Origin of the sequence: Polyangium sorediatum (assembly GCF_029946465.1) — a bacterium.
In the GTDB taxonomy this organism is placed as follows: domain Bacteria; phylum Myxococcota_A; class Polyangia; order Polyangiales; family Polyangiaceae; genus Polyangium; species Polyangium fumosum.
The window spans coordinates 58,270-74,625 of sequence record NZ_JARZHI010000053.1 but is presented as its reverse complement, the minus strand read 5'-3'; the positions used below and the strand labels follow the sequence as shown (position 1 = coordinate 74,625).

Below are 16,356 nucleotides of genomic sequence, written 5' to 3'. Positions count from 1 at the left end.
CAGGCGTCTGCGCGGTGCTTGCTGTCGAAGCCCGTTGGCGCGCGGTGGCAGGCCCGGATGCGCGTGCTCGCGGCGCCTGCCACGGGGGCGGGGCGGCGTCCAGACGGGGGTGGGCGAGGTGTTACGAGGGAGAGGCGGTCGGCGGCGGGTTCGTGAGCGTGCGGGAGGGACGGTCGTTCGGGGAGACGCATACGCCAAAGACGGGGCAGCGGGAGGTGCCGGTGACTCCGGAGCTCGGGAGGTTGCTCGCGCCGGTGGAGGCGGGGGCGCGGGAGGAGCTCGTGGCGATGACGGCGCGGGGGAAGCCGTGGGGGCAGTCGGGGTTGGTGCAGGCGTTCGAGAGGGTGAGGGATCGGGTGGGGCTGGAGGGGTGGTCGGTGTATTGCCTGCGGCATTATGCGATTACGTCGTGGCTGAGGGCGGGGGTGCCGGTGCATGTGGTGCAGCGGATGGCGGGGCATAAGAATTTGGCGACGACGCAGCGGTATGTGCACCATCTGAAGGAGGATTTGGAGGAGGCGGGGAGGCGGATGGCGGGGGCAAGGCAAGGCTCTACTCGGGGAACGACGGAGGCATAGGCCTGCTGTTAGGATGGTGGATCAAGGCGGTACGTGGATTAAGGCCGGCACCGCCCGACGAGGGCGCATGGCGTCAGGATAAGCCGGCCCGCAGCCGGAGGAGGGACCTCCTCGGGCGAAGGGTTCGGCTGATTACTTCTGGTCACGGCGTGATGAGGGGGCGACGATGGCCGGTGGACTTCGTCGCGGTGGTCTACGGGGTCAATTGAAGTCCCATGTAGGAAATCGTAGAGTCAAGAAGGCTATCGATGTTAGCCTGCAATGCAGCCAGAGAACTCGCCTGCCGTACGCCGAGGGCGAGTGCTTCCCCAAACGCGTGGAAGTCATCGTACTTCACGGCAGAGAAGCCTTGCGTAAAGCTCATGACCTCGGTTCGGATCGTCGAATATCTATTGCCCAGTATACCCTGATGAAACGAACTGTGCGTTGGTGAAGGGTCCAAGTAAGCGGCAACCGCTTGGTCAGACCCAAGCTTAGGAAGCTCATCATATCGAAGAACCAGGTAGCCCGCAATACGAACCACAGCAGCCATCGGGTCCTGATCGAACACCTGTACAATACGACTTGTCGCTAAACTCTGTCGCGCTGGTGATGTCAGCGAGGCGAGCAAATGCTTGGCATACAGGGTAAAGAAGAGCGTCTGCGAAAGAAGCAGTGTGTTGCGGGAAAGCATTCTGTTAATCCTTAGTAGAACAGTTGGCAAAACCCCCAAACGACGTCCGATTGCCAAAGAAGTCTACGGACGATGTTAGACACTTCCTGGCGGTGTCTCGTCGTTCCCAGCACGACCGGCACGAGTTGTTCGTCGAACGACAGGTGCCAGCCTTCCTTGGGAGTAGGGAGTCTTCCGAGACGCGTTTCTGCTGGATCACCGGCCACTTTTAGGCCGATACTTGGACGAAAATCGACCGCGGCGCCGTGGCCACCTGCTACGAGCTTATAGAGTGGAGAGTTTGCGCGTCGGATAATTCGCCCATTTTGGGGAACCACCAAAAGATCAGGACGCTGAGAAGGAGGGAAGGATCTGTCCAGAACCTCTGCTGGAATATCCCACAGGGACATGGCGTGCCCTTGATCAATCAATCCGATGCCAGCCTCACCACCAGTCTCCGGCTGCGTACTTGAGTATACCGCAACGAAGTCCTCTTGATATAGATGGGCATTCGCATCTGCGATCGAAAGCGGAAATCGACCCAGATAGACGCCGCGGGCGCCACTCTCATGAAGATCCACAACGTTGTGAACATCTCGACCGCCATGATCTGTTGTAATACAGAACATGACGTCATTGTAGATGCCTGGTACCGAATTTAGTCTAATGATGGCACCGACAACGGTATCAAGCGCGGATTTAACAGCATTGCGGTAATGGCTTGTTTTGCCGACACCGTAACGATGTGCGACAATATCGGCTGCATAGAGGGATTGTATGATTGCGACATCCTTGAAGACCCGCGCGGCTTCCTCTGCGATTGCTAGGGAAATATCCGTGTACATCTTGTCAACGACGGAATTATTCGCCGCCTCTTTAAGGAATTCGCCGGAAAAATCGAATGAGAAGGTGTGGCAGCCCTCGCTCTGATTCCACCCGCCATCGACAATTGACGCCTTAAGGCGGTCGAGATCGGTCAACGGAGCGCCGTTGATGCGCATGCTCTCGAACATTTGCTCAAGAGCTGACCGAATGACGTTGGAGACGCCGCCCGTGATCCACCCGTTGAACTTACCCAGTGGCTTCTGCTGATCCAGATGCTTGCGGGGATTGCAGTAGACTTTAAGAGCACTCTGCGTATACTTTTGCGGGAGTGGCCGTGTAATCAGGCGCGGATAGATGAGGACATCGGCATTACAACCACCTAGAATTATTGAGACAAAGTCCTTGGCGGATGCGACGATCGAGAATGTGCCCAGTGGCAGTTTTTTGCATAGATTGCTGTCAAATAGAATGTGCGAGACGAATCGGGGACAGGTCTTCGTAATACGTTCGATAGTTTCCTTCTCGAGTGCACCAACGGAACCCGCGATTTGCTCGAACGTCGCAGTAACGGACTCGACGGTATGCTGTGCACCCGTGGTGCGATCGTGAATCCACGCACGGCCATGAATCCCGTGATCTGCGGGAAACTTCCCTGTGGCTAACGTGGAATGGCCGACCGGAGTCACCGCAGGCAGATACCCACACTGAACTGTTCCGCCGACGAATTTGATGCTGTCCGGAATTACGGAGAACGAATCCCAGCAAGCCAGAGCGTCCTGCACCCGGAGTTGATCGACGACGGCAAAGAATGAGAACGTTCCCACGGTCAACAACTCCTGAGGCAATACGTATGCATCACGCGTGTGCGATGCTACGCGAACACGTCTTGCGATGTCAAGCCCAACCAAAGTGGCGACGGGTGTCCGTAAAGCGTCCCACATGATCCGCCTGCATGACGAATCTGTTGGTGAGGAGCGCGTGGAAGCGCCAGCTCCGAGGATTGCGAAGAAGCGTGGTTCTGCGCGCGGTCCGAGCGCGGATGGGAAGGGCGTCGATGCGTCCGCCGTTCGGCCCGGAGGCGGACAACGCTCGTCGCGGCGTCGTGGTTTGACCCGACCGTCCAAGCATGGCGGGGAGATGGCGCCGACGACGAGCGAGCCATCGAAGGACGCACGGAATGTACGTGTCCGCGGATCGGCGAAGAGGTGAGCGAGACGCTCGAATGGCGACGTGCGAGTCCGGGTCATTCGGCCGAAGTTCGCGAGGAAGGGTAAGCCGGAGGAGGGCGTGCGCATCGAGCCCGCGCCCGAGGCGCCGATTCCACGCTGCATGGCGGGTCCCGGGCTGCTCGCGCACGTGACCGTGAGCAAGTACGGCAATTCATGTAATATTTCGACGTTCGTTAGGCATGTGGTGATCCCCGCTCCCACTTTGTGGGGCGACGTAGGCTCGATGGGACTCGCGTGGTTAGTGATGCCTCTCCGCCGCCTCAGGCGAAGGGTTCGGCAGGACCTTGAACACCCCCGGCTGATCTGGATCGTCCACGCGCGCCCTACGGGTCCCCAGGAGGAGATGCAGGTATCCCCCGGCTCCGCCCGGCGGGGTGACCTCGAACCCGAGCGGCGTCCAGTGGTCGATGTCGCGCTGGGAGGCATAGGGGAGGATGGCGACGGTGCAGCCTTGCGCCAGCGTGTCGCAGAGCCGGCGCACGAGGGCGAGGTCGATGTTGCGGCCCTCGTACGCGGGGTCGATGACGAGCTCGCTGATGTAGAGGGCGTCGTTGCCGCCGCCCTCTAGGTATTCGTCCTTGAGCCAGTCGTTCTCGAAGAAGATGTCGTGGAGCGCCTCGAGCTCGCCGCTGTCGGCGTCGAGCACGTCGAGGAGGGGGACGTTGAGGTCGAGGGCGCTGCTGATGGCTGATGTGGATGCGGGCGACGCGCGCGTGGCCGATGCGGGCGGGGTTGGGGGCGTCGTCGTCGGGGCAGATGTCGATAGAGAACCAGGTGACGAGGCGGAGGAGGCGTTCGGCTCGCTGAGGGGGATGTCGGCGGAGACGTGCAGGCGCATGGGGCCCTCCCGGGGATCGGTATGGTGAGGCTTACGAGGGTTTGTCCGCGGAGTCAAGGGAGCGCGCTTCGTATGGCTACTCCTGCGACGCACTGGTGCCCTCCCCGGGGGATTGGTGTGAGGCTTGCATGGGGTTCGGCGGGGCCGCCACGCTCAGGACCAAACGGTGGGAAAGCGACGAGTGGTGCCCCACCGCCCCTTCCCAGCGGAGGGGCGGTCCGAGTACCATCACAACCTACCCCTATGGCCGTTGATGTCGCAGCGCTACTCTTCAAAGGGATCTCCGACCTGGTTCTTGGCGCGGTCAAGAAGCGCATCACGTACGAGACCGAGGGGTTCCTGACACGGATCAAGATCGAACAAGCGCTCCAGACGGCGGTGCGCAAGGTTGTCGAGCAGCTCGTGCCCTTCTTGGAGAGTGAGCGGGTCGGGCAGGAAAAGCAGGAGCTTCTCGTCTGCATCATGCTGGAGGAGCTGGGGCTATTAATCGAGGAGCCGGAGCGGTTGTTCCGCGGCTCGCTTGATGGGCAGAGGGTGTTCGACCACCTATACGCCAACAGGCCGCTACCTGAGGCCCTGGTTCATGAGGATCTCGCATCCGTCTACGCGATGATCGGCCCTCGGATTGCCGACCTCCTATGCAAGTTGCCTCCCACTGTCGAAAAATGGAAAGAAGAGAAATGGCGGGAAGACTATCGCCGTTTCGACGTTATTGTGGGCCGGTTGCAGGCCATCTCTGAGAAAGTCGAGGCTGTGGCAGCGGGCCCGACGGCGGCAGCGGATGAGATCCTGCGCCGGTTGAGAAAAGCCCTGATGCAACGGCTGGAGATGGATCTGACGGGGTTACGGCTGGATCTGCCGGCGCCGCCCTGTAAGTTCGAGGATCTATTCGTTCACCCAGAATTGCGGCGAGAGGTAAAGGAGGAAGGCAAGAAAAAGCGCGGCAAGCCCCGGGATGAAGAGGCTGTTACGAGCGAAGTCGAGGCAGCGAAACTTTTTCTAGCCAACAAATGCCGCGCGATAGTTGTTGGGCCGCCTGGTGCGGGCAAGTCCACCTGGACAAAATGGCTCGCGCGGCAAGCTCTTGAAGATGGCTCATCCCTTGCAGCCATTCGTGTTGAGCTGCGCCAGTTTGCGAAAAGTGAGCCGCCCTCCTTCCAGGTCCTCCTGCGCCAGGCGGCGGGGCTTCACCACGCCGAAAACCTGACCGCCGACCGGATCCGTCGATGGGTCGATGAGGCGCGACTTGCGTTTTTGCTGGACGGGTTCGACGAGCTTCCGCCGGGTCGAAGAGATGCACTGCTAGAATGGATCGTTGGCCTAGCGAGGGAGGTGCATGGCTGTCCGGTGGTACTCGCTTCGCGGCCACTTACGACCGGACACCTCCAGGAGCTAGGAAGGAAATGGGTAAGCTGGACAGTCGCACCATTCGATCAGCCGCGCATTGTCCGTTATATTGAAAGTTGGCACCGGCATGGCCAGATTGTCCCTGATGCACCAAGAGATATTGATGCGCGCGCGCTGGCATCGACGTGGAACGATGATCCGACGCTCGCGCCCCTCACCGGTAATCCTTTGCTCCTTTCCACACTGCTCGTTGTGCATCACCTCGATGGTCGGCTCCCACATGGCCGCGCTCAGCTATATCGTCGTTATGTGGAGGGCATGCTAGGAGCTTGGGACGACCGCCGAAACGTGGTTGCCACCGCCGTGACGCTTACAAGCTATCAGAAGCGTCGCATTTTTCAGGGGCTCGCTCTCTCCATGCATCTCACGCAGCAGGATCAACTTGATGAGCGGGAGACAGCGCTTATCGTCGGTAGGTTCTTGACCGACCTCCGCCTCGATGCCGCGCCAGAGACCATCCTTTCAGCTTTAAGGGAAAGAACGGGGCTTCTGATCGGGCCTGGCACATACTCATTTTCCCACAAGAGTATCGCGGAGTTCCTTGTCGCAGAGGCGATCCTAGAAGGGTCGCAGATGGACGAGAGCGGTAATCGCCTCGATAGATTCCTCCTTTACCGAAAGAAGCATGAGGATCGGTGGAATACGGTGCTTTTTCTTTGGGCTGGGCTTTCGCCTGCGCGGGATGTTGAGGAATTTGTTGTGCTTTGTCTGGAAGCCGGAGCCTGGCCTGATCTCTCGCTAGCTCTAGGCATTCTGTACGACCAGGAGGAGCGTATGCCGTCAGCGCTCCAAAGAAGAGCTTGTGAGGCGTGGCTTGCGTGTAGGAGTGCGTCGTATAAGTGGTTGTATTTGAATGTGAGACTGCCTAGGAGTCTTGGTGGTAGAGGAGAAGCTGGAATTAGTGGGCTCTCCGAGCTCCGAGGTGTACGCCTTGTCCTCTCTCCCGGGCTCGTTCACAAGTGGGCGGCTTCCGGCGCATTGGTTCTGGAAGACCTTGAACGATTGGAGCCAGCGCGGCGTTGCTTTGGATGGTGGGCGCTCAGCGCAGCGGCACGAGACAATGAATCTTTAGAAAAGTGGCTTCGACACTGTCCTGCCGAAGGGGCAGAGAAAGAGCGACTGGTGCACGCGACATTCTCAAGCCGGGTACGCCGCGTGTTGGCTAGTTTCGACCACGCCGCTCTTTCTGCCACCATTGACGCGTTTGTGGCAGTGTTTCCTTGGCTATTGAACCGTGTTCTCTTTGTACTGCTGACTGCTTACCCTGCCGGAAGCCCATCTTGGAAATCCGATCTACAGGGGCTTCAAAAGATTCTGCCGCTCGTAGCCGCGCATGCTGATCGGACTGTCGATGTGGCATGGTTGCGGGAGAGTGTCTCGTTTGTCGACATCGATTTTAATGGTCAGGGGATGGATCCCATCGTCGACACTATCCGCATCCTAGAAGCGGGGATGGCGGAGCATACCCTCCCCCGCGATGCGGTGGTCGACGCGGCCCTCGCTACGCTCCGCGTTCAGAAAGCCCGACGCGACGGATTGCTCGGTTCCCCGTGAGCTTTGACATCACCCTCGTGAACTGCACGCCTCCCTCGATTTCGACAGGGAGGCATCCCGGAAGGACTCATGCTAGTCTAGCCGCCTCGCAGTTCGGCTGGGATGACCGGGAAAGGACCCGATCATGCCAATCCGGAAAGTCACCCGACACGGGCAAACCCGCCTGTTCATTGACATCCGCTACAAGACGAAAGACGGACAGCGGGCAAGGTACCGCAAGGATGCCCAGGTCCAGACGCTCCCCGGCGCTCGTGCCGAGGAGAAACGCGTCCTCCTGAACCTCGCCCGCTTCGGCACCCCGTACGCGCCCGAGGACGACGTTCCCGCGCCGCCGGTAGCTTCCCCCGCCGGCTCCCCTCCCACCCCATCCACCACCCCCGCCCTCCCCACGAAGACGTTCTCCGAAGTCGTCAGCGAATACCGCTCCACCTTCATGCTGACCGACCTCAAGGTCACCACCCGCCGAGGCTACGCGCTCGTCCTCGACCGCCACCTCCTCCCGACCTTCGGCGAGCGCCCGCTCGCCCAGGTCGACGGAGCCGCGGCCGCCGAACTCGACCTCGCGCTCTCGAAGCAGGACCGCGCCCGCGCCACGCGAAACAACGTGCAGATCGTCCTCCGATCCGTGCTGCGTTTCGCGACGAGCCGCGGCTACCTCGCGGGCTTACCCCCTGCGTTGCCTCGGCTCAAAGCCGCGGAGAAGAGCATCCTCGAAATCCCCTCCGAAAGGGACATCGACGCGATTCTCGCCTCCGCGGTCCCGTCGCAGCGCCTCGCGTTCGCGCTCATGGCCTACGCGGGCCTTCGCCCCAACGAAGTCCGCGCGTTACGTCGGCGCGACGTGCTCCTCCCCGGGACAAACGGCGAGGTGCAAGGCGGCTTCCTCAGCGTGCGCGAAGGCCGCTCCTACGGCGAAACGCACACGCCGAAGACCGGGCAACGCGAGATTCCCATCACGGCCCCGCTCGCGCGGCTCCTCGAGCACGTGGAGCGCGGGCCGAAGGATGGGCGCGTCGCGCTCAACCAGCAGGGCAAGCCGTGGGGGCAGTACGGGCTGACGCAAGCCTTCGAGCGCGTGCGCGACCGCGCCGGGCTCGGAGGGTGGAGCGTGTACGGGCTGCGGCACTTCGCGATCACGTCGTGGTTGAGGGCCGGAGTGCCGGTGCACGTCGTCCAGCGCATGGCGGGGCACAAGCACCTGTCGACGACGCAGCGCTACGTGCACCACCTGAAGGAAGACCTCGCCGAGGCCGCCCGGAGGATCGCAAAGGCGACCGAGGGGCGGGGCAACGGTGGGGCAACGGAGTCCGGCGAGCCGGAGCAGGGGCGGGGCGACGGACGGGGCGACGGTGAGACATCGCACGGTCCACGTCCGGTCAAGGGGCGTGCCCCGAAGGGGTGACCCTCACCACGGAACCGCTCGCGACCCACCGGGGTCGACGAGGAGGACCCGGGGGGTTGGGGCAACAGTGGGGCAACGCGTTTCCAGACGGCCCCGGGGCAACGGGCGCGGGACGCGCTAACCCCGCGGAATCATTGGGCACCCCCGGCAGGAATCGGACCTGCGACCTTCGGTTTAGGAAACCGCTGCTCTATCCACTGAGCTACGGGGGCACGGCTGTCCTTCTTGGGAAGAACGACCGCGGGATCGTACGTGGCGGGTGGAGCGAGTCAAGGGGCAAGTGTGGTTCTCGAGGGCAGAGCCTACGATCCCCGTTTGGTACAGCCTTGCCATCGACCTGGCGCTGTGGGCTTGCGGGGTGGGCGGGTTCGTTTGCGGGGGGTTGTGGTAGCCTCGTGGGCGGCATGCCGTATCGTTCCGAGCGCAAGCGTGGGGGGGCGGAGAGGCCTGAGGCGGGGCCGGTGGCCGAGATGGTTCGGCAGTTTGCCGATCCGTATGCGTTCGTCCGGGAGCTCGTGCAGAACAGCATCGATGCGGGGGCGACTGCGATCGTCGTGCGTGTCGAGCGGTCGGGGGGGAGCGTTACGACCTTCGTGCAGGATGACGGCGCGGGTATGGATCGGGCCGTCATCGAGGGGCCTTTGCTCACCCTGTTCAATTCCTCCAAGGAGGGGGATTCGTCCAAGATCGGCAAGTATGGGGTCGGGTTCGTCAGCGTGTTTGCCGTCGATCCCGAGGTCGTCGAGATTGATACCTGGCGGGATGGGACGTGCCATCGCGTGCGGTTGTTTCGGGACCATCGGTATGAGCTCGAACGGCTCGCGTCGCGAGATGGGCACGGGACGATCGTTTCGCTGCATCAGACCATGGAGGCGGCTCGGTTCGAGGAGCATCAGGCTCGGATCGAGGGCGCTCTCTTGCGGTGGTGCAGGTACGCGACCGTGCCCATGGAATTGCACGTGTCCGATCCGGATCGGCCCGAGGGGAGTGGGGCGCGGCGGATCGATGGGGCACTCGGGGTGCCGGCGCCGATTTTCGTGGAGACGCATCGGGGCGGCGAGCATTTTGTCGTCGGGCCTTCGGCAGGGTCGGAGCGGTTTTGCGCGACGCCGCCTGCGCCCGAGGACCCTGCGTGGGGCAAGTCTACGTTTGCCGGGTTTTACAATCGCGGGCTCACGCTGTTCGAGACCACCGAGCCGCTCCTCCCGGGGCTCGAGCACGTGCGGTTTCGCGTCGATAGTCCTCATTTGCGGCATACGTTGAGCCGCGACAACGTCCTCAGGGACCGGGCGTTTCATCGCGTCGTTTCGCAGGTGCGTGACCTCGTGATGGGATCGCTCCGGCGGGAGCTCGGCTCGCGGCTCGCGCGGGCCGCGCGTGATCTCGCGAAGGCGAGGCCGCCTTATGACGAGGAGGTCGTCCTCTCGTATGTCGCATTGCTGGAGGCGGCTTGTGCGCCGCCGCTCGTTTTGCCAAAGGACGAGGTCGTGCTCCCGCTCGTCGCGGCCTGGGAGGGGAAACACGTCGCTCCCGAGGGCAAGCTTTTCAAGCGCAAGGAGATGTTCGTCGCCCCGCTCGCGAATGATCTCGGCCGCGCGCTCGCGCAGGTCGGCGAGCCGGTCGTGCTCGTGCCGCATCCGGCCATCGTCTCTTCGCTCGCGGCGCGGGGGCCTTTGCCGGGGCCGCTCGCGGTCGAGAAGCATTGGGTGCTTTTGCACGAGCTTCCGGATACCGAGGTCACGAAGGCCGACGGAGAGCTTTGCCTCGGCGTGCAGAAGGCCCTGCGCGGGGCGGGGATTCGTGTCGATCGGGTGGCGCTCGCGCGGCCGAGCACGGGCATTGCCGCTCCTTGTGTCCTCGTCCAGGGGGACGTGCGGTGTGTCGGGGTCGGGGTTTGGCTTTGCCGAATGGGTTTTGCCGAGCGGGGGTGGGCCGAGGAGCGGGCCCGGGGTGGGCTCCTCCTCGATGCGGCGAACGAGGTCGTCGTGGCCGCGCGGGAGCGGGCGCGTGAGGATTCGTTTGTCGCGGCGCACCTGCTCGCGCGGATCCTCTTGCTTTCGCGCGAGGATCCATCCGGCAAGGTCTCCGACTCGCTGTTCGAGGCTTCGGCGAAGGTGATTGCATGACGGGTATGGCGGAGGAAGGGCGCGAGATCCTCGCCCGGGGGCGCATTCGTGTCGACGCGCGGCGCGCGCTTGCCAAGCTGCGCGAGCATCTGCTCGTCGATCTGCACCTGTATGCTGCGGAGATTGCGCGGGCCGCGGTCGCTTCGGGGGCCACGTTCCTCGACGTGCAGTACGACGCCGACGACGTCGTGTTCCTGTTCGACGGCGAGTCGGTGGCCGAGACGGAATTGCCGCGGCTGCTCGATCATGTGCTCGGGGATTCCGGGGGCTCGGGGCGCGTTTTGCGGGGACTCGCGCTCGGCGTCAATGCGGCGCTCGGGCTCGGGCCTTCGTTTGTCGACATTCATGTGCGTGCGGCGGGGGATACGAACACCGCGCGGGTGCGGTTCGTTCCGTCGGTCCTCGCGGGCGAGGACGCGCCGCTCCCGGAGGTCGTTCGGGTCGCGTTGCCCAAGGGAATGCCGGAGCGGGGCACGCGTGTGCACGTGCGCCGGCGTATGGGTTTCGAGACCTTGAAGCGCGCGGCGCGGCGGGAGTTGCCGCGCGAGATTGGGCTCCTCGCCGAGGCGATGCACGATGCGCCGCTCGCGCTCCGGAGGGCCGGGGAAAAACTTCCCCTCGCGCCGCGTCCGGCGGCTCTTTTGCGTGTTCGGTTTCGCGAGAAGGACATCCGGCGCGGCGTCGTCGAGATCCTCGCGGTGCCCGCGGGGCCGCCGGTCGTCGCGTATCTGGAGCTCGGGGTCCTTCTCTTGCGGCGACCCTTCGCGGCAGAGCCCATGTTTCCGAGCGCGGCGCATGCGCAGGTCGAGCTCCCCGTTCGCGTGCTGGTCGACGCGGACGAGCTGCCTACGAATGCCTCGCGCTCCGCGTTGCGCGAGGATGCGGGCATGATGTTGCGCGCGGAGCAGGCGGCGCGCAGCGGGTTCATCGATGCGCTTCGTACGCTCGTGGCGATCGTCACGGGCGAAGGAAAACCTTTGCCCGACGTGGAGGTTCTCGACCACGACAAGGCGCGCCTCGAAGATGCGCTCGGCGCATTCGTTTGTGTCGCGGCAGGGGCGCTTCGACGTGGGATGGATCTTCCCGATCAAGCGCGGGCGCTGCTCGAATTGCCCCTGCTTCGGAATGCGGTGGGAGGGTCGCTCACGCCCATGGCATTGCTTTCGCGTGAGGAGGGGCCCGTGTACGTCTTCGAGGGGAAGGAGCCTGCGCCCGCAGAGCTCGAACCATGGCTCGACGACGTGGTATGGGCGCGTGGGCGCCTCGCGGAGCGGATCCTCGTCGATTTCGAGATCCAGGGCGCGGAGAAACGCATCACGGCAGCGCAGGCCGCGTACGAGCGCAGGCGGCGCCTGCATGCACGGCCGCGCAGCGAGCCCGCCGTGCCGTCGGAGCCGGATCACGTCGTCAAGGAGACGTTCCACGTCAAAGACGGGCCTTTTCGGGGGCTGCGCGGGCAACTCGCGCTCGGCGCGGAGGGAATCGGCTCGGGGCAGCGGCCCACGACCGTGCGGGTGTACGTCGAGGGGCGACACATCGATACGATCACCGTCGACCGAGACAAGCTCCCCCTGGCGATCGACGCGGCCGTTGCGTGGGACGGGCAGATCGTGCCTCGTTTTTCGTACGAGGGCGTGCATGACAGCGACGCGTTGCGCCTCGCGATGTTCCAGCTCACGCGTCTTTCACTCCTCGCGCTCGGTTCGCACGTCGAGCGGCTCGCGCAGGAAAAACGATCCACAGATCTCGAACGGCTGCGGCCGCTCGTGCGCGCGGCGGTCGGGGCGTTCGTGCTCGCGGCCGAGGCGCTCGGCATTGAGAATCCCCCGCCCGAACCGGCGCTCTCCGCATACACGCCCCTCTGGACACGGAGCTTCTGGCCTTCGCCCGATCCGGATCGGCTCCCGCTGAGCCTCGCCGAGCTGCGCTCGTACGTTGATCGCACGAATGCCATTTGCCACGTGCCGCCGGGATCCATCGGGGTTGCTCCGGACAAGCGGCCCGTCGTCGCCGTCACGGACCTCGAGCTCGGTTGGCTCGAAAAGGTGTTTCGGGGCGTGACGCTTGTTCCTTATGCGCGGGCGTTGCGGTCGCCCCGGGAGCCCGCGACGCCGCGGCTCGCGATGTTCCACGAGCTTTGCGCGTCCCGGCGCGCGGGGGGCGAGGTATTGCCCTCGATGCCTTTCGAGGCGCAGCAGGGGCGGGGCGTCATCGCGCCGGCCCGCAAGGACGAGATCCTCTGGCTGCACGCGGGGGTCTTGCTCCAGGTGGTCGCGACCGACAAGTACATCGAGCCCACGACGATCGTCGTCGACTACGACGGGCTCGTGCCCGCGCCCTCGTGGGATCGAATCGCATGGACCCGAGACATGGCGTTTCTCGTGCCCGTGCGCGACGAGCTTTTGCGGCGGATCGTCGCGGCGCTCGAAGGGAACGCCGAGGCGCGCGCATCGCTCAGGGACGCGCCGACGGGCGCGCCCGGGCCGCTCCTCCGGGCGTATGTGATCGAGGCGATCACACGCCACAGGGGTCACGAGCTCACGGCGCGGATCGAGGCGCTCCCGCTCGTGCCCGTCCTCGACGAGGACGGGCGGCCGCAGCTCGTCTCGCTCGAATCGGTGCGAAAAACATATCCGGAGCCGGAGATGATTCCGTTCCTCCGGGCAGCGCCGGATTTTCCGACGCTCTCCTGGCGCCCGGTCCTTTGCCTCGACGACCGCGAGGCATACGCATTCGAGCGGTGGGCGGGCGGTCGGGCCAAGAATGCGCAGGGCGAGCTCGATGCGCGGCGACACGGCGCGCGTACCGCGTATGATCGGAAGGTCTTTCGCGCCAAACCTGTGCTCGACCCCTTCGTGTGCGGGCCGCTCGCCGAGCCCGAGGGGCTCACCGCGCTCTGGTACGAGGAGGAGCAAACCGAGACGTCGATGTCCGTCGCGGCAGCCTTGCCGCGGCGCGGGCTCGAGCTTTCCGCGGCCGAGGTCGAAATCCTCCTCGACAAGCGGCTGCTCTGCACGCGGAAGCTCACGGGAATGCCCGTCCCCGTCGTGGCGCGGATTCTCCTCGCCTCCGAGGCGTTCGTCGTCCCCTTTTCGGACGTGACCCCATCGGGCGTGTCGGTCGCAGAGGCGCGCGTCTATTCGGCGGCCTGCTCGCTCGCCGCCGGGCTCGTCGAGCGCGCGAAGGGGCGCGAGTCCACCGCGTTTTTCGGGGACCTCCGGGTGCTACGCCTCGTCGCCGCGCTGTACAAGGTCTCGGCGCAGGATCGCTCGCGCTCCGACATTCTCCAGGCGGATTTCGCGCTTCGTTCGGCGGATTTCCGATGGCCCACGGTGCAAGGGGACGAGCGCGCGTTCGCCGAGCTCGTCCCGGGCAGCGCCAAGCTCTTTTATGGGCGAGCGCGGTACACGCAATGGCAAACCCCGACGCGCGCCGGGAGCGAGCTCGACGCGCCCATCGTGCACGCGCCGGCCTCGCCGGAGGGTGATCTCCTGCGGGCGATCCTCGTCGGCATGGGATACGAGCTCGTCGACGTGAGCGAGGCCGTCGCCGCCCTGCAAGCGCGGCGCACGGGCGAGGCGGCGCAAGGCCGGCCGCGTCTCCCGGGCTCGCCGGCGCATCCCCTGCTCCGGGTCGATCTCGCTTCGTTGCATTCGCATTACGAGGGGGAGATCGAGCTCGCGGAGGGCGACCGCTCGGACGTGCAAGTGGAGACCTTGCGTGGGGAGGTCGTGGCGCTCGACGTCGAGGCGATGTTCCCCTTCCGCGCGAAGGTGCGGGTCGAGGACGTCGAGCTCGACGACAAGGACAAACGCGACCTCGCCGTGGATCTCACGAAATCGGCGAAGAAGCACATCGAAACGCTTGCCGACAAGCTCGACGAGCTGCCCGCGTTCGTGCGGACCTCGCTCCGCCGGGTCGTCAGCGCCCATTCCCGCAAGGATCAGACGCTCACCAAGCGCCGGCTCGCGATGCGCGTGTTCCCGGACATCCTCGGTGGATACCATTCGATCGCGGACATCGCGGGGGATGGTTCGTCCGCGTATCCGTACGTGAACTTCCCGCCGCCCTATCCCACCGCGCCGCGCCCGCGTCCGCCGCTCGCGCTCACGTCCGAGGAGTTCGAGGCGATCCGTTCGCGCGCCGTCTTCGAGGACGTCTCCCAGATCCTCAAGCGCGAGCTCGCCGCCGAGCAGCGCCGGCTCTCCCGGCCGGCCGATTTCATCGGCCTCGACGCGACGCAGCGGGCGAAATGCCTGGAGGTCCTTCCGTTTCGCGGCGACGGTGTCCTCGGTGAGATCGGGATCCTCATGCCCGAGCACGCCGCTGCGCGTGGCATTCACGTGCACACGACGGGCAGGCCCCTCTGCCGCATCCTCGACGGCGACGGCTGGCCCGTCCTCGCTGTGGTGAACGACGACGTGCTCCCGACGAACCGCGGATTCGACGGAATCAAGGGGCACGTCGCGCGCGAGGGCCTGCGGACGCGGGTGGTCGGGCAGGCGAACGAGCACCTCGCGAAATGGCTCGCGCCGCCGCCCGGGGTGCTCGCCGAACTCTCCGTGCACGGTCCGCTCCCTGGTGTTCCGTTCTTCGTGAAGGGAATGTTATGGCTGCCGCCCTCCTGGGCCGGCGCGGGGCGCATCGAGGTGCGGGACGCGACGAAAAAAGAGACGGTCGCGCGCCATTACGAGGTCACCGGCCTGAAGCGTTTTGACGGGATGGTGCCGGTGTGCGGGCGGCTGCTCGTCGCGCCGACCAAGGTCGGGAACCTCGAAAAGACGGACATGCGCGCGGCGCTCACCCGGCTCCTCATGGAGCGGACGATCGAAATGGTCGAGGCCGCCGAGGAGAAGGGCGCGCCCGCGGAGCTCGTCGAAGGGTATCGATGGATCCTGAAGCTCCTCGGCGGCGACGTGGGGGAGCTCGAGGTCGTCGCGGCCGATGGCACGCGCGTACCGGCGTCCGAGGTCGTGGCGCAGGTCGAGGCCAAAGGCGAGGTATGGGTCACGCGCCACGAGGGCACGGCGGAAGGGGGTTTTCCGGGGGAGGCGCCGCCGTTTGTCCTGCGCGACGGCGGCGTGCTCGCCTCGGTGTTGCGGGCGAGGACGCGGATCGTCCGGGAGCTCGGCGGGGTCGTCCCGGAGAGGTGCGCGGCGTCCGCCCCCGAGGCCATGCAGCCCGAAGTGCTCGCGGCCGTGCATGCGTTCACCTATGGGTCTGTCGTGCCAACCAATGCCGCGCGGCCGGGCGTGGAGGTCACGCCGTTCGTCGCGCCCGACGTCGTCGAGCCAAAGGCGCCGGAGGCCGAAAGCGGCGTCGAGGAGGAGCCTGCTTCGTCGTGGTTCGGCGGGCTCGTGTCGCGCGTGGTGTTGCTCTTCGATCCGCCCGAGCCCATGGAGCCGGCCACGCGCGCGCTCGGGCCTTCGCTCATGCAGACGATCGACAAACTCGGCCTCGCGCCGACGCAGGTCGTCACCGGCGTGCGGTATGCGCGGAGCGGTCGGCCGCTGCGGTTCGACGCGGCGTCGGGCAAGCTCGTGCTCAATCGCTCGCACCCCGCCGTGCGCGCGCTCGCGGCGAAAGCGGCGGAGGATCCGCGCGCGCGCACCCTGCTCGTCGCGGCCGCCGTGCGTGAGATCAACCGCGTCCTCGAGGTCGTCACCGACGCGACCGAGAAGCGCGTCCTCTTGTCGCTCCTCCGCGGCGAGCCGCTCTGACGTGCGCGAGGCAGGCCGCGTGCTA

General features: G+C 65.0%; 8 protein-coding genes and 1 tRNA gene. 5 read left to right on the top strand and 4 right to left on the bottom strand.

Going from position 1 to position 16,356, the window contains the following annotated elements; genetic code table 11:
- On the top strand, positions 1-578 hold a 578-nt coding region (locus QHF89_RS37095; protein ID WP_136972183.1), incomplete at its 5' end, for a tyrosine-type recombinase/integrase.
- Positions 579-771: 193 nt separating this feature from the next.
- Here the strand turns inward: QHF89_RS37095 and QHF89_RS37090 are convergent.
- The 3 genes from QHF89_RS37090 to QHF89_RS37080 all read right to left on the bottom strand — a co-directional run bounded on the left by QHF89_RS37090 (position 772) and on the right by QHF89_RS37080 (position 4,122).
- Positions 772-1,251, bottom strand: coding sequence for a hypothetical protein (locus QHF89_RS37090; RefSeq protein WP_136972182.1), 480 nt, complete (start codon positions 1,249-1,251; stop codon positions 772-774).
- Between the two features lie 11 nt (positions 1,252-1,262).
- On the bottom strand, positions 1,263-2,879 hold the full coding sequence (locus QHF89_RS37085) for an alkaline phosphatase family protein (RefSeq protein WP_284721415.1): 1,617 nt from the start codon (positions 2,877-2,879) through the stop codon (positions 1,263-1,265).
- Between the two features lie 643 nt (positions 2,880-3,522).
- Complete coding sequence (locus tag QHF89_RS37080) at positions 3,523-4,122, bottom strand: hypothetical protein (RefSeq protein WP_136972180.1); 600 nt, start codon at positions 4,120-4,122, stop codon at positions 3,523-3,525.
- A gap of 243 nt (positions 4,123-4,365) precedes the next feature.
- On the opposite strand from QHF89_RS37080, the gene QHF89_RS37075 reads away from it, so the two are divergent.
- Together QHF89_RS37075 and QHF89_RS37070 are read left to right on the top strand one after the other, a co-directional pair.
- Positions 4,366-7,083, top strand: a complete 2,718-nt coding sequence (locus QHF89_RS37075) for an NACHT domain-containing protein (protein ID WP_284721414.1) — start codon at positions 4,366-4,368, stop codon at positions 7,081-7,083.
- 124 nt (positions 7,084-7,207) lie between these two features.
- Positions 7,208-8,485, top strand: coding sequence for a tyrosine-type recombinase/integrase (locus tag QHF89_RS37070; protein ID WP_136972178.1), 1,278 nt, complete (start codon positions 7,208-7,210; stop codon positions 8,483-8,485).
- Between the two features lie 139 nt (positions 8,486-8,624).
- On the opposite strand, the gene QHF89_RS37065 is transcribed toward QHF89_RS37070, so the two are convergent.
- Positions 8,625-8,697 (bottom strand) — tRNA-Arg (locus tag QHF89_RS37065).
- A gap of 258 nt (positions 8,698-8,955) precedes the next feature.
- Here QHF89_RS37065 and QHF89_RS37060 point away from each other — a divergent pair.
- Both QHF89_RS37060 and QHF89_RS37055 read left to right on the top strand, forming a co-directional pair.
- Positions 8,956-10,611 (top strand): ATP-binding protein, encoded by a 1,656-nt coding sequence (locus tag QHF89_RS37060; RefSeq protein ID WP_284721416.1) that lies wholly within the window; start codon positions 8,956-8,958, stop codon positions 10,609-10,611.
- Positions 10,608-16,331: a hypothetical protein gene (locus QHF89_RS37055; protein ID WP_136972176.1), complete on the top strand. Its 5,724-nt coding sequence runs from the start codon at positions 10,608-10,610 to the stop codon at positions 16,329-16,331. Before QHF89_RS37060 ends, QHF89_RS37055 begins: the two co-directional genes overlap by 4 nt.
- Positions 16,332-16,356: the final 25 nt, after the last annotated feature.